The organism is Metabacillus mesotrionivorans (assembly GCF_052171315.1).
GTDB lineage: Bacteria > Bacillota > Bacilli > Bacillales > Bacillaceae > Bacillus_P.
In genome coordinates this window covers 20,005-33,929 of record NZ_JBQMFF010000007.1, presented here as the reverse complement: position 1 = coordinate 33,929, position 13,925 = coordinate 20,005, and the positions used below count along the sequence as shown (strand labels likewise).

11 protein-coding genes are annotated in these 13,925 nt (G+C 44.7%); 9 read left to right on the top strand and 2 right to left on the bottom strand.

Annotation, left to right across the window (positions count from 1 at the left end; translation table 11 throughout):
- Positions 1–14 precede the first annotated feature (14 nt).
- From ACTSEZ_RS16745 to ACTSEZ_RS16730, 4 genes are all read left to right on the top strand, one after another.
- A complete protein-coding gene (locus ACTSEZ_RS16745) occupies positions 15–632 on the top strand; it encodes a DedA family protein (RefSeq protein WP_369735419.1) in 618 nt (205 codons plus the stop codon).
- Between the two features lie 220 nt (positions 633–852).
- Positions 853–1,425 (top strand): copper resistance CopC family protein, encoded by a 573-nt coding sequence (locus tag ACTSEZ_RS16740; RefSeq protein WP_369735418.1) that lies wholly within the window; start codon positions 853–855, stop codon positions 1,423–1,425.
- 6 nt (positions 1,426–1,431) lie between these two features.
- Positions 1,432–2,505: a CopD family protein gene (locus ACTSEZ_RS16735; protein ID WP_369735417.1), complete on the top strand. Its 1,074-nt coding sequence runs from the start codon at positions 1,432–1,434 to the stop codon at positions 2,503–2,505.
- Between the two features lie 80 nt (positions 2,506–2,585).
- The gene (locus ACTSEZ_RS16730; protein WP_369735415.1) at positions 2,586–3,041 is read left to right on the top strand and encodes an OsmC family protein; all 456 of its coding nucleotides are present in this window, start codon (positions 2,586–2,588) and stop codon (positions 3,039–3,041) included.
- Positions 3,042–3,069: 28 nt separating this feature from the next.
- Here ACTSEZ_RS16730 and ACTSEZ_RS16725 read toward each other — a convergent pair whose 3' ends face one another.
- Positions 3,070–3,639 carry a thioredoxin family protein gene (locus ACTSEZ_RS16725; RefSeq protein WP_369735414.1) on the bottom strand — a complete coding sequence of 190 codons (570 nt, stop codon included), beginning with the start codon at positions 3,637–3,639 and terminating at the stop codon, positions 3,070–3,072.
- A gap of 222 nt (positions 3,640–3,861) precedes the next feature.
- Between ACTSEZ_RS16725 and ACTSEZ_RS16720 the strand changes: the two genes are divergently transcribed.
- The 5 genes from ACTSEZ_RS16720 (at position 3,862) to ACTSEZ_RS16700 (ending at position 7,710) form a co-directional block, all read left to right on the top strand.
- Positions 3,862–4,950 carry a mechanosensitive ion channel family protein gene (locus tag ACTSEZ_RS16720; RefSeq protein WP_369735413.1) on the top strand — a complete coding sequence of 363 codons (1,089 nt, stop codon included), beginning with the start codon at positions 3,862–3,864 and terminating at the stop codon, positions 4,948–4,950.
- A gap of 66 nt (positions 4,951–5,016) precedes the next feature.
- Positions 5,017–5,826, top strand: a complete 810-nt coding sequence (proC, locus tag ACTSEZ_RS16715; protein WP_369735411.1) for a pyrroline-5-carboxylate reductase — start codon at positions 5,017–5,019, stop codon at positions 5,824–5,826.
- 335 nt (positions 5,827–6,161) lie between these two features.
- On the top strand, positions 6,162–7,049 hold the full coding sequence (locus ACTSEZ_RS16710; protein WP_029283574.1) for a YitT family protein: 888 nt from the start codon (positions 6,162–6,164) through the stop codon (positions 7,047–7,049).
- Between the two features lie 262 nt (positions 7,050–7,311).
- Positions 7,312–7,422: a YhdX family protein gene (locus tag ACTSEZ_RS16705; RefSeq protein WP_087946378.1), complete on the top strand. Its 111-nt coding sequence runs from the start codon at positions 7,312–7,314 to the stop codon at positions 7,420–7,422.
- Between the two features lie 102 nt (positions 7,423–7,524).
- The gene (locus ACTSEZ_RS16700; protein WP_029567283.1) at positions 7,525–7,710 is read left to right on the top strand and encodes a hypothetical protein; all 186 of its coding nucleotides are present in this window, start codon (positions 7,525–7,527) and stop codon (positions 7,708–7,710) included.
- 68 nt (positions 7,711–7,778) lie between these two features.
- Here ACTSEZ_RS16700 and ACTSEZ_RS16695 read toward each other — a convergent pair whose 3' ends face one another.
- Positions 7,779–13,805 (bottom strand): lamin tail domain-containing metallophosphoesterase family protein, encoded by a 6,027-nt coding sequence (locus tag ACTSEZ_RS16695; protein WP_369735409.1) that lies wholly within the window; start codon positions 13,803–13,805, stop codon positions 7,779–7,781.
- Positions 13,806–13,925: the final 120 nt, after the last annotated feature.

Sequence of the window (13,925 nt, the reverse complement as noted above, 5' to 3'; positions counted from 1 at the left end):
GGGCAGTGAAAAATATGGAGAGTTCTGAGCTTCTTATTTTTATGGAGGAATACGGATATGTTGCCCTTTACGTCATGCTGTCAGCGGGGACCTTCTTTATTCCCCTTCCTAACGAAGTCATCATCATGATGGGGGGATTTGCATCTTCACACGGAATCCTGCATCCGGTTCCTGCTTTTTTCACATCTTATTTGGGCATTATGACGGCCCTTACATGCTGGTTTTTAATTGGGAAAAGTTTTGGCGGGCTTGCTCTTTCCATTCTTGTCAGAAAAGAAAGAGCAAAGAGGCGGTTTGAACGATTTCAGCTTCGTTTCTCAAGATACGGAGAATATACGCTTGGAATCACTTATTTTTTTCCGCTTCTGCGGCATTTAGGTCCCGTTCTTGCGGGGATGAACAAAGTGAAGTTCTGGAAATTCGCGCTGCTTGCATACGGGTCTGCTTTTATATGGGCTCTCGCTTTTTTTTGGCTCGGCAACCAGTTTGGCGACTCGGCTGAAACAGTTAATGCCCTGTTAAACCGCTTTGGCCCGGCTTTTATAGCATCAGGCTGCGCACTGTTTGCAGGAATGATTCTGCTGCGCTATGTTCAGAGAAAAAGAATAAAATCACAGCAGCACGGGGGATAAACTACTCTGATAAATATACCTCTGTAAAATTATGCAGCAAAACCCGGATTGTAAGTGATCCGGTTTTTTTGTTTGGGAAACATCCAAACTCACAAATAGAGCGTTCTCTATGTAATCAGTGCTGACAGAAGTTTAGAAAACTGTTGAAATTAGGCGGGTGTCCCGCCGGTATACCGTGATAAGATACAGTGGATGATAAAAGTGAAAGGAATTGATCGAGATGAAAAAATGGATAAGTATAGCGGCAATGGCCGTTTTGCTGATTTTTCCGAATGCCGTTATGGCGCACACACATATGACTTCTTCTCTTCCTGAAGACGGCTCAACCGTTACAGAACCCTTGAAAACAATCGAATTGACATTTGATACAAAGATAGAACCCCTAAGTTCAATGAAGCTTGTGAAAGATGGATCTGAGGTGCCTGTTGAGGTCAAAGCAGAAGGGGAAAAGCTTATAGGCACGCCTCAAGGTGAGCTTGAAAACGGAGCTTACACAGCTGAATGGAAAATTATCGGCGAAGACGGACATGAAATGGAAGGAACGCTTGCTTTCAATGTTCAGCAGGAGGCTGCAGAAGAAGCTCCGCAAACAGATGAGGAAGCCCCGCAAACGGAAGAACCTGGAGACAGCGGGGAATCTGAAGAAGAAGCTGCAAAGGAACAGCCGGCTGATGAGCAGACCGGAAATGCCGAAGCTTCGGAGGAAGGCTCTCCCGTTATGACAATAGCCCTTGCGGCAATTGGTGTTCTGGCCGTTATTTTCATCATTTCTCTCATGAGAAAAAAACGGTAAAGAGCTGTGAATATCCTGATACCCATCGGAGAAGGAATAACCTATATTCTTTTCTCCTTTTTAATTGGCCATGTGGTTCTGCAGCTTGTGCCTGCCTCAAAAAAACCTGAAGTGGTTGTGTCTAAGAGGTTCTTGCTGCTGTCTGTTGTGCTGATCATCGGGCTTACATTTCTGCCTGTTTTAAAGGTGATCCTGAGCTTTTATCAAGCGGCGGGAATCAGCCAGACCGTGCAGTCTGTGCTGATGGATTTCCAGATTGGACAATCCTGGATGCTCACAGCGGCTGCTGCGATAGTCTTATGGCTCGTTCTTTATATGGATGGTCCAAAATTCATTCAGAGCATGCTGCTGCTGTTTATGATCTTTGCACTTGGCTATGCAAGCCATGCCGCTTCATTATCGTTTTGGACGGGCATGGCTTCGCACAGTATTCATTTTCTTGCTGTGGCTCTATGGGCGGGTGTTTTGCTTCATGTAGCCTGGTTTACCGTTCATCCTGTAAACTGGCCGGCCTTTCTTAAGTGGTTTACGCCTTTTGCGGTTGCCTGTTTCGCGGTCCTGACCGCAGCGGGTCTGTTTGTTATGAATCTGATGGTTGATTTGCGGGATTATGTGCAGGCATGGCCGCTGTCGTATGGCCAGGTGATTCTGCTAAAGCATCTGGCGATTATCCCCCTGCTGGTATTTGCTTTTCTAAATGGCTTTATCGGAAGGAAGGCAGGTGAAAAGGGAACGTTCGCGTGGGTCAGAGCGGAGAGTTTGATTGTTGGAACTGTCTTTTTTCTTACAGGCTTTCTTGGAACACAGGCTCCGCCTCACGACGTGAATGTGACGCTGCGTTCAGAAGGAGCTGCTCCCCTGTTTGAGTGGATCAAGGGCTTGGCCATAGAGCCTCAGGTAACGCTAAGCCTTGATTTTTCAATAGATGGCATCCTTCTATTATTTTTGGCAGGCCTTTTTCTTGGAATGATTGGTTTAAGTTTTATGAAAAAAAGAAACGCTTATGCAGCCGTTGTTCTTGCTTTGCTTTTCATTGTCTCAGCCTATTTGGGACTGATGTCCGGTGTGTCGGTTTCCTGACTGAGCACAATTTCTGACATTCATGTTTGCTGAAGCTATACTTTAATGGTGAGATGAACATTATTTTTGGAGGGATCTATATGGCTGAACATTCTTTTTATCTGAAAGCTCATTGGCCCGGACTCAGAAATGACGTTGGGGAAATCGAGAGCGGACAGCTTAAAACAAAAATTTCCATACCGCCTGAAATGGATGGGCCGGGTGTCGGAACAAATCCTGATGAAATGCTCCTCGGCGCTGCAGCAACGTGCTACATTATTACGCTTGCGGCCATGATGGAGCGCAGCCGCCTTGAAAAAGAGGATTTAACGATGGAATCTGAGGGGATTGTTGAAGTGGTAAACGGGGTAATCACCTATAAGCGAATCGTGCATCGTCCTGTTATCACGCTAAAAGCCGCAGCATCGGAAAAAGATATAGAGCTTGCGAAGAAACTTGCTGAACGTGCTGAAAGTTCGTGTATGATCAGCCGTGCGGTTAAAGGGAATGTGGAAATCGAACTTCAGGCAGAAATCAAGAAAGCAGCCGCTGAGTAACGGCTGCTTTGCTGTTTATTCAGATTGCTTATACATGCAATCTTCGTTTTTTGAGGGTTGTAATGATGCTGTATGAAACTTCTTTCCACAGCGATTCGTCTTCTTTATAAGCGGCAGTCAGTTTTTTGATCATCTCTGACTGCTTTTCTTTGAAATCAGGGTGATCTTTTTCAGGAAGATGTTTTCTGAGTGAGTCAACAAGCTGCTGGATTTTCGGGGCGCGCGGACCCCAGACCGCTTTTTCATTTCCGTCCCGGTCGATAAAGATGAAGATTGGGATGGCGCGGGATGTTCCGTTTGTTAAATACTGGTCCATTAAGTCAAGGTTGGAGTCGCGAAGCAGAAAACGCACGTCCATCCCTGCTTCTTCAGCAATTTTCAAAAGAATCGGGTTGTTGAGCATGGCGTCTCCGCACCAGTCTTCTGTCAGGACAATGACGCGAAGAGACTGGGTGCTTATGCTTTCGAGAATGGAGATGTCATCTTCATCCAGGGAAAATCCTTCATGAATAATCGTCATTTCTTCTTTGTTGACATTCATTTGCTCCATGTATTCCTGTGCAGTTAACCCTTTTGCAAACCAAGTGTTTAGTGACATTGAATGTACCTCTCTCTGGTTTTTTATGATAACGGTATCAGAATTTCAGGGAAAAATCCAGAAAGTTGTTCTGACCCGGACGGATTGATAAATACGGAATGGCAGCTTAAGAAAATTGTCTTTTCAAATAGGGACTAAAAGACCATGAGGATCTCGAAGAGTTTAGTATAATAGTATTTTGTGAAAAACATAAGGGATACAAACATAAGGGAGAGAAACATATTGCTTGAAAAATATACCTCAACTGAAAGCCTGATTGAGATCGCCGTCAGTATAGGGATCTTCGTTCTGTTCATGGTCCTTCGCAAGCTGTTTACGAAATATGTGTTTAAGATGATTCTTAAATTCAGCAGCAAAACGCCGACAGATCTGTTCAGAAATGTACTGGTCGCCTATGATAAACCGCTGCGGATGTTTTTTATTCTGATCGGATTGTATTTGGCGATTCTGTATTCTCCTTTTTTGGACAATCAAAGGGAAATACTCAGCCAGTTTTACCGGTCTTCCATTGTTTTGACACTCGCGTGGGGACTGTATAACCTGACAGCATCATCTTCGTTGCTATTCGACAAAGTCAACCAGCGGTTTGAGCTTGAAATGGATGATATTCTCGGTCCCTTCCTGTCCAAGGTAATGAGATTTATCATTCTAGCTCTTACCTTCAGCATTATTGCCCAGGAATTCAAGTATGATGTTAACGGATTTGTTGCGGGACTTGGCCTTGGAGGACTCGCATTTGCTCTTGCTGCCAAAGAGACACTCGGAAACTTCTTCGGGGGTATCATTATTATCACAGAGAAGCCGTTTACCCTTGGTGACTGGATCAAAACACCAAGTGTAGAAGGAGTTGTAGAAGACATATCCTTCAGGAGCACAAAAATCCGGACATTCGCTCAGGCTCTTGTGACGGTTCCAAACTCTACGCTTGCCAATGAGCCGATTACAAACTGGACGAAGATGGGGAAAAGGCAGATTCAGTTCACGCTTGGGGTCACTTATGATACAACGCAGAAACAGCTTAAGACGTGCGTGAAAAAAATTGAGCATATGCTTACAGAGCATGACGGCGTTCATGATGAAACAATCAACGTTGTTTTTAACGCTTTTGGCGACAGCAGCCTCAATATTTTCCTGAATTTCTTTACGAAAACAACCGCTTATGCCGACCATTTAAGCGTGAAGCAGGACATCAACTTTAAAATCATGGCAATCCTGGAAGAGGAAGGCGTCGATTTCGCATTTCCGAGCCGGACCATTTACGTTGAAGGAGCCAAACAGGAAGTTAAAGAAAAAGAAAAGCAGTACAGCTAAAGCCGGTGCGGATGCACCGGTTTTTCTGGTACACTGATTACATGACATAAAGAGAGGAAGAACGCTTTGAAGAAACAGACGATTCTTTTTATTGGTGCAGGCCGGATGGCAGAATCCATTATTTCCGGGCTCGTAAAGTCGCCGAACATCGAGGATATTTATGTGTCAAATCATAGAAACAGAGAAAAGCTTCTGTATCTTGAGAACAAGTACGGCATCAGGCCTTCTCTTAGCTGGAGCAGTGATGCTGAAAAAGCGGACATGATTCTGCTGGCTATGCCTCCTGAAGCTCACCCTGAATTTTTGAAGGAGCTTAAACCGGTCTTAAAGGGGCAATTTGTTGTGACGATTGCAGCCGGTATCGGCCCGTCCTTTCTGGAAGAACATCTTGGCCAGCATGTACCTGCAGCATGGATCATGCCAAATACAGCCTCTGAAATCGGCGAGTCGATGTCACTTGCTGCCTACGGTCAGGCTGCTTTAGAACATCATAAATTGATGCTGAAGGATGTACTGGATGCGATTGGTGAATCAGAGGTGTGCACAGAGGAACAGGTTCATCAGTTAACGGCCATTACAGGAAGTGCCCCTGCATTTCTGTATGCATTTGCGGAGAGCTTGATCGAACAGGCAGAGACGTACGGAATTTCACATGAACATGCAACAAAGCTTGTCTCTCAAATGATGGCTGGTTCCTCTGCCATGCTGAAGCTGAAAAAAGCGCCGAAGGAACTGAGAGAACAAGTGACAACACCAGGGGGAGCTACAGCGGAAGGAATAAACGTTCTTGTAGAGGGCGGATACAGCCGTCTGATCAAAGAAGCGGTTATCGCCACCAATCGGAAAGCATTGGGCAAGTGGCAGGAGAAGCATTAGTGAATGAAAAGAGGATGAGGACGGTCAGGCGCGCTTGGAGTCTTTAATTGTCGTCTGACGCTTGCCCGTCCCATTGCAGAGAGTGCAGGTTTTCTTGAAAAAAGGCAGTTTGGATCTGATTGTTCCTTTTCCATTGCATTTCAAACAAATGTTGACCAGTTTCATCCGCATCACCGTCCGAATTTTCTTTATTTTCATTTTATCACAGAGATTTGCAGCAATCACCCGGATTAAGGGTGGTTTTTTTTTGCTCATTAGTCATGCCGCGTTCATTCTGTACTTATATTTAATATATAAATCCACAAGAAAAAGAGTGACTAAAAGGAGGAGGATAAATGGAGCCCCATCAAGTTTCCTTGATCAAACAGCATAAAAAGCTGCCAAAAGCAGAGATTGGAAAGCGGATGGTGCTCATTTGTTCGGGTGCGGTCCTTATGGCTGTCGGTCTTGAGATTTTTCTCGTTCCAAATCGCATCATTGACGGCGGTATTGTGGGCATCTCGATTATTCTGTCTCACCTGACAAATATGAAGCTGAGTCTTTTTCTCTTTTTTCTCAATGTCCCTTTCCTGTTCATCGGCTATAATCAGATCGGAAAAACATTTGCTCTTTCGACTCTGTTTGGTGTCGTCGTGCTGAGTTTTGCAACTGCTCTATTGCATCCTGTTCCTGTTTTAACCGAAGATTTGCTTCTCGCGTCTGTTTTTGGAGGGATTATTCTCGGTATTGGCGTCGGGCTTGTCATCAGATATGGCGGCTCGCTTGACGGTACGGAAATTCTGGCTATTCTCTTTAACAAGCAGTCTCCTTTTTCTGTAGGGGAACTGATTATGTTTTTCAACCTGTTTATCTTGGGAAGTGCGGGATTTGTATTCGGATGGGACCGGGCGATGTATTCGCTGATTGCTTATTTTATTGCCTATAAAACGATCGATGTCGTCGTTCAGGGGCTTGATGAATCAAAATCTGCCTGGATCATCAGTGAAAATCCGGATGAGGTCGGTCAGGCTATTCTTGCCAGGCTTGGACGGGGAGTCACTTACTTAAACGGAGAAGGCGCCTATACAGGTGAAGGCAAGAAAGTCATTTTCTGCGTGATTACAAGACTGGAAGAGGCTAAGCTGAAATTGATCGTCGAAGAGCTGGATCCTTCAGCATTTTTGGCTGTAGCAAACATTACCGAAGTCAGAGGCGGCAGGTTTAAAAAGAGGAGCATTCACTAGTGACACAATCCGAAAAAAAACATCATCAAATGATGGAATAAGACATTTCCCGCATAAGCCATTAGTCCTTTTTTTAGGCTATTCGTCAAAATGTACGTCTGAGTGGATTCTTGAAAGCTAAAAGTCGAAACTTTGCAGATAAAGTAGGATGAACTTTCTTATCCACTTACACAGACTTCAAAATTTCGTCAAATAAATAGGACGAAATCATTATTTACTAAATTTTCAGATTAATTATGATATCAATAAAGGAGGAGATAAAATGGGTAAAGGAAGAATTCGTGTGGAAGAGAGCATTAAAGTGCAGACTGATGAGGAAATGTACGAAGCAACTTTAATTGAGAAAGCGGAAGAAGAAGCTGTAAAGCCGTAAATCCTGCTGCCATGTGAATCCTTGATACATTTGTCTCTTGAAAAGGCAGATCATCCAGAATATAGTTAGAGCATACCTGAAAATGGAAACGGGGGATGAGCAATGCCGCTCTGGGCTTGGCTTCTGGCCGGATTTCTCGTGCTTGTTCTAATAGGATGGATCAGTGACCTGCGATCTAAGCGAAGACGAAAGCTGAATGTTTATCACTCCGACCCTAAAGCTGAAGCAATGAGAGCTGAACAGCAGATGCATACCTATAACCGGGATACAGATTATTTCGGAATGTAAATAAGAAAAGGAGGCGATCCGGCGGGATCGTCTCCTTTTCCTGTTCATGATGCTGCTGTTCAGCCAGTTTAAGAGATGCTTCTTTTTCTTCTTTGGTAAAGCAAAACTGATGCTCCGGCGAGGATGAATAAGCCTCCTGCAGCAAACAGGTTGTACATTTCTGTTGCAGTGGAAGGCAAATGGCTGCCTTTAGCTGCATCATCGCTGTCCCCTGGTGCACTTTCATGATCAGGTGCCGATTCCTCTTTGTCTGGAACCCGGGGATTTTCAGACTCCTTAGGCTGGCCGTTTTTATCAGGGGAAGCACCAGGACCGTCATTGCCGCTGTCATCTCCCGGATTACCGCCCCCGGCAGGAGGATTTCCTGTATCTCCGCCGCCGTCAGCAGGAGAATTTCCTGTATCCTCTCCTCCGTCAGCAGGAGGTGCAGAAGGGTCTTCTTCATCAGGAACCGTTACTTTCTCTCCTTTTGTAAAGGACCAGATGTCTGATACTGTGTTTCCTGTAAACGAATCTTCGGCTGATGCGTACCAGAAATAGGTTTGGCCGGTTTCAAGGCCTGTCCAGATTGTTTCTGCAATCGAGCCGCTTTCTATGTTCTCATCCGAGCCGATTAGCTGATCTGTATAAACATTTACTGAAAAAGAATCGGTGGCAATTCTCTTCTCGGCAGGGGCAAGGTCAAGACTGATCTCAAACTCATCCATTTCAGGGAATTCATCCGTCTCGTAATAGTTATAGTCATCTAAATAGGGTGAATACGTATTGACAAGGATTCTGTTGTTGTCCTGATCAAAATGAAGCAGCCTCATATATCCCTGCCCGCCTTCAGGGCCTGCCTGATAATCAGCAAGCATTTGAGTAACCGTGCGGTCAGGCGTGCCGTCGCCGTTATCGTCAATTTGATCAATATACGTTTTTGCGGCATGATAATGGCCGCTCAGTACAGCAAATACGTTTTTATTTGGAACGACTACTTCATTATATAATTTTTCTCCCAATGGGTGGCGTGTGCCGCTTGCCAGTAAATACTCATGGAAGCTTAAGATGGCTTTTCGTTCAGGGTAGGCGGAAAGAACATCATTCATCCAGGCTATCCCTTCATCTGTTACTCCCCAGCCAAGATAAACCATGATGTAGTCATTGCCTCCGGCTGAAATTAAATCGTAGTGGCCGCGGTTGTTAAGATAGGAGCCGCCGTAATAGTCTTTTGATTGGAAGCGGTTCTCTCCAAAATAACGATAGTAATCGGTATAGTCGTTTGATACCTGATCAACATCATGGTTACCGGCCAGCACCCCGTACGGGATTTTTTGATCGTCAAGCACCTTCATTGACGTATCGGCATTTTTCCACTGATTATCCTCCGTAGAGATATTGACGAGATCTCCGGTATGGAAGACATACTTAATCTTTAATTCTTCCTGCTTTTGGGCAATCCATTCTGTCTGGCGCTGGTAAATATGCGGGTAGCTTTCCGAATAATACTGCGTGTCGGACATCCAGGCAAATGTGTAATCATACTCTTCCGGACTTTTTGGAATCTCGTCCTGAACAAGCACATTGATTTTTGAGCCTTTTACAAATTCTCCTGCTGTCACGCTTCCGGTAAGCTCGAAGTCCTCTGTCCCTGCAATTTCAACATCTACCAAGGACCAGTTCTTTTGTTTATGGCTCCAGGCATACATGGATACTTTTCTGCCTTCTAATGAATTTCCGTCCCACTTCAGCTCAATGCGGTCACTATCATCCACAGCCGGATCAACAGTTACATCGAATCTGTGATAAGGGAACTGGGTGCTTGAATCTGTCGTCAGATAGGTGCCGTCTTTTTTTGACGTCAGCTGTATATCTTCAGACGTAAAAGCCTGTTCGCCTGCCGGTGCTTGCTGCTTTGGCGGTTCTGTGTCCGCTGCATGTTTGAATGATTTAACACTGCTGTCAGACGGTGTATATTGATACCCTTTATAAAAGGAGACGTTCATGCTGTCGTTTGAAGGGTCCGTTACCTTTACCTGCAGCTTCGGATCGCCTGCAGGAAGTCCTTTTGCACCGTCTGCCGGTCCAATCAGTTCAATTGTGTCAGGATTTTCGTTTGCCGTTTTAAATGTGATGACTTTTTCAGCGTGATTTCCTGCCTTATCTGCTGCTTTAACTGTTAATTGATGGTCACCGGGCTTCATCTTCCCGGATGCGGTGCTGTACGGTAGATCAATTTTTGAACCATCAAGCCATGCCTCTGAAGAAGCGATGCCTGCTATTGAATCCTCGATCCCCGCATTGATCTCAAATGAACCCTTGTACTCTTTGCCTTCTTCAATTGAAGGAGTGATGACAGGAGCCGTATTGTCCACCTTAACATTTGCTGTCACGGCATGATTTAAATACTGGACAGATATGACATGGTCTCCGTCAAATGAAGCTTTTGTATCCCATTTATAGGTTTTGCTTGCTGCAAGTTCATCTGCAAGCTGGAAAGAAAAATCTTCAAACGGGTGAGCATCATTCATGGTCATAACTTTCTTTTCATCTGCGAAATTGTCCGGTCTAAGGACAGTGCCGTCGGATAAAACAAGTCTAACGTTCCGGATTGTATAATCATCACGGTTTTCCACTGATTCAAGATCAAATGGCGACGCTTTATTTCCGGAACGGACTGTGAGAATATTTTCGCCTGTCTTTATTTTCTCAGGATTAACCGGAACGGTATACGTTTTCCAGTCGGTTAACCAATCCTTGTCCATTAAATAAAGGATGTCCTCGCCCATCGTAACAGCGTTCTGGAAATACGTGTTGAGGCCGTTCGCTTCAAATGCGAAATAGGCTGTGCGCTCAATCGAACGGTAGGTTTCCTCTGTCTCTTTGCCGTCAATTTTAATGGTAATCTGGTCCGGATTTCCGTCTTTTGCTGTAGCTTTTATGATTTTTTCTCCGCTTAGAATCTGTCCATCTTCAAGATTCAACCGAAGATCGGCATCATCAAAATCACTTGTAATGGCAATTTTCTTTTTGCTGCTGACTGTTTCATTCAATCCGTCTGAGACAATAAAATAATATTCGACTGATTTTCTTCCAATCAGGTCCGGTGAATAAATAGTATGGTGATAGAGCATATCATCATAATTTTCTTTCAGAATAGCGCTCTGGTAGTCAGATTGTTTATCGGTCTTGTAGAACAGCCGGACCGATGTTAAAGAGTTGTTATCCTTTGCTTCTGCAAGAATATGAATATCTTCTTTCTGATCTATTTCTGTCAGATCAGTAAGGTCTTTTATAGTTGGCGGACTGTTGTCCTCTTTTGGAGTAACCGGTTTTTTTGGAATCTGGTAGGCTTCAACAGAACCCGGCGCTGCCGCCTTCACGCCTGCGCTGACCTTCACCTGAACTGTCGATCCGTCAGAAGGATATTTGTAGAAGATTCCTTTATCTGCTGCGGTATCGTCAATTCCGGTTTGCTCATTATAGTAGGCAACCGAAACTTCTTTGTTTGTGTTGGTTGAAACGACAAGACCCCTTGCACTTCCGTTTGCCATGCCACCACTGTAAATACGGACAATATCTTTGTTTTCTTCAAGGTCTGTGCCGTAATTCTTATTAAAGTCGGCTACTGTGCTGTTTTTGTTGTGGTCATTGATGATCCAGAAAACAAGTGTTTCACCGGAAGGAATCAAAAGATCTTCAGGTACCGAAGGCCAGACAACGTCGGTAGATGCCTCCATGCCGTAACGGTAATTAATCTTGTAGTCTTTAAAATTAACAGTCTGGTTCGTATTATTGTAGATTTCAACAAACTCATACCCGTCACCTGAACCGACATTGGACGAATCAGGAACGACTTCCGTAACAAGGAATGAAGGAAGCTTTTCCGTATCCACTTCAGGAAGATCTACGGCAATCGTTTGTTCTTCTGTAGCAGCAGTGTTGATGCCATCAGAGGCCTCAATGTAATAAATCAAATCTGAATGGACGTCAGTACCTGCTATCACTGCTTTGTACTGTTCAGGTTTTGCTTCATCAGGGTTCATCGGAACAGATAAAAACGTGCTGTCATTTGCTGATTTGTAGAATAGTGTTGCAAAAGGGACAGCTTTATCATCTGTAATGTCAGCTTCAATCGCAATTTCTTTAAAGCCTTCTGCTTTCGTTACAGGAGTATGCGTGATTTCAGGCTTAACAGAATCATTCGTTTCTTCAGGAGCTTTCGCAGGAGAAGAAGGGACCTGTTCTGCGGATATGGCTCCAGGATCAGGATCAGCAAGAGTTTGAAGCTTGCCCATGTCTGTTCCTGTTTTCGGGTACTGGTATTTAACTGTTTTGCCGTTATTATCTGTTTCGTTGGCCAAATAAGCTGCGGAGATGACTTCAGCTCCTGTGCGGTCTTTTATCGAGATGGCTCTATTGCCTCCGTTAGCGAAACCAGGGAATACATCTTTAAAGATCGCAAGGCTGGCTGAATCAAGAGCTGTTCCGAACTGTTTGTTGAAATCCTCAGCTGTAAGATTTCCATTATTAAACCAAAGGACCAGCGTTTCCTGCGGATTAACCGTCAGACCTTCAGGAATCTTAAAAGGCACTTCGCTGCCTGTATCCGTATACCGGTATGCAAACGAATAATCAGAAAGCGACTGAGTCTTGTCTGTGTTGTTGTAGATTTCGAAATATTCATAGTAGTCAGTTCCAGGTCCTGCTGAATTCGGTGAAATCTCAGTAATCAGGAGGTGCGGGTAACTGTCGAAATCTTCCGGGTTATCAGGTTCTGCCGGGGGGGCTTCCGGCCGGTCAATGGTCACCTTGTAGTTTGCACCGCTGTTGTTCAGCAGCACCCGGTTGTTTGGATCGGTGATTTCAATGTAATAGAAGAAACTCTCGCCGGTCAGCTCTTCCTTTGGAATGGAGGCACTGTACGTATTCCCCTCAGAAGCCATTGGCGCTTTTTTGAAATCACCGTCTGTTTTGTAATAAAGGTTTGCTCTGATGTCGGCAGTGTCATCTGTAATAACTGCAGTGAGAGAAGGAGTGCTGTCTTCAGAAATTGATGTTAATGGCTCGTGAACTGCAGAAGGCTCCTGATTTTCAGGTGTCGGAACAGCTTCCGCCGGTGCCTGTGTGTTCAGAATGATTCCCGGTGTGGGATCTGCTTTTTTTTCAAGCTTCTTCATTTCCGTGCCGGATTCAGGGAATGTGTAATGTACGGACTTGCCGCTGCTGATATCTTCTGCGAGATATGAAGCTGTTGCGGCATCTCCATTTGGGCCCGTAATCGCAAAGCCGCGGTTTCCGCCATTTGCAAAGTTAGGTGTGCCGGTAAATTCAACAACCTGCTCAGCAGTTAATTGGACGCTGTATTTTTGATTGAAGTCTTCAAGGGATTTATCTGCCAGGTTCAGCCAAAGTACGGCTGTCTTCCCTGAACCAAGAGTGAAAGGACTGAAAAGAGCCGGTTTATCCGTGCTGCTTCCGTCCGTATAGCGGAGAGAAATGGTGTAATGATCTAAGACGACAGGCTTATCCGTCGGATTGTGTACTTCTATGTATTCAAATTCATCAGCCCCGGCGTTGTCGGCCATTATTTCTGTAATAAGCAGGGGAGAGCCGTTCATCGGCACACTGCTCTTATTTTCTGTCTCAATGGCTGCTTCAGGCGGTGTTTTTTGCTCTTCTTCAGAAGCTTCCTTGTCAGGTTTTGTTCCTTCGGAAGGCTCCTGTTCAGGTTTTGGTTCATTTGATTCAACAGGCTCTTGTTCAGCTTCTGCTTTTTTTGATTGAACAGGTTTTTGTTCAGTCGCTGGTTCCGTCTCCTTTACCTGACCCGGAGTTTGAGCTGCGGGCGGTGCCTGCTGACTGTCTTGCTCAGCCGGCATTTCCGGCTTGCTGTCAGTGGCGTCAGGAATTGCTTCAGCTTCTGCAGGCAGAGCCTCTTTTTCCTTTTTGTCAGACTCCGTTTCTTCGGCAGGAACAGCCGTTTCTGCCCCTGATGGAACTGCATTTACCTCAGCAGACACATTTGCCGGAGTAAAAGCGGCAAGCAGATTTGAGACAAGCATCATAAGGATTAAGGGATAAATAAAACAGGAACGTCTTTTTTGGCGTGACATGAAAATCTCCTTTTTTTACAATTTTTTTACACAAATTCAATTCTAGCTGGAAGATGTAGGGGTTTCGTGAATTTTATGTAAAAATAATGTAAATTAAGGGGATTTTTGCTCAATTCTGTC

Excerpts from the sequence above, each read along its gene's own strand:
- ACTSEZ_RS16705 (WP_087946378.1), top strand. The coding sequence starts at position 7,312 with ATGGGTAAAGGAAGAATTCGTGTGGAAGAGAGCATTAAAGTGCAGACT.
- ACTSEZ_RS16730 (WP_369735415.1), top strand. The coding sequence starts at position 2,586 with ATGGCTGAACATTCTTTTTATCTGAAAGCTCATTGGCCCGGACTCAGA.
- ACTSEZ_RS16725 (WP_369735414.1), bottom strand. The coding sequence starts at position 3,639 with ATGTCACTAAACACTTGGTTTGCAAAAGGGTTAACTGCACAGGAATAC.
- ACTSEZ_RS16745 (WP_369735419.1), top strand. The coding sequence starts at position 15 with ATGGAGAGTTCTGAGCTTCTTATTTTTATGGAGGAATACGGATATGTT.
- ACTSEZ_RS16740 (WP_369735418.1), top strand. The coding sequence starts at position 853 with ATGAAAAAATGGATAAGTATAGCGGCAATGGCCGTTTTGCTGATTTTT.
- ACTSEZ_RS16700 (WP_029567283.1), top strand. The coding sequence starts at position 7,525 with ATGCCGCTCTGGGCTTGGCTTCTGGCCGGATTTCTCGTGCTTGTTCTA.
- ACTSEZ_RS16710 (WP_029283574.1), top strand. The coding sequence starts at position 6,162 with ATGGAGCCCCATCAAGTTTCCTTGATCAAACAGCATAAAAAGCTGCCA.
- ACTSEZ_RS16695 (WP_369735409.1), bottom strand. The coding sequence starts at position 13,805 with ATGTCACGCCAAAAAAGACGTTCCTGTTTTATTTATCCCTTAATCCTT.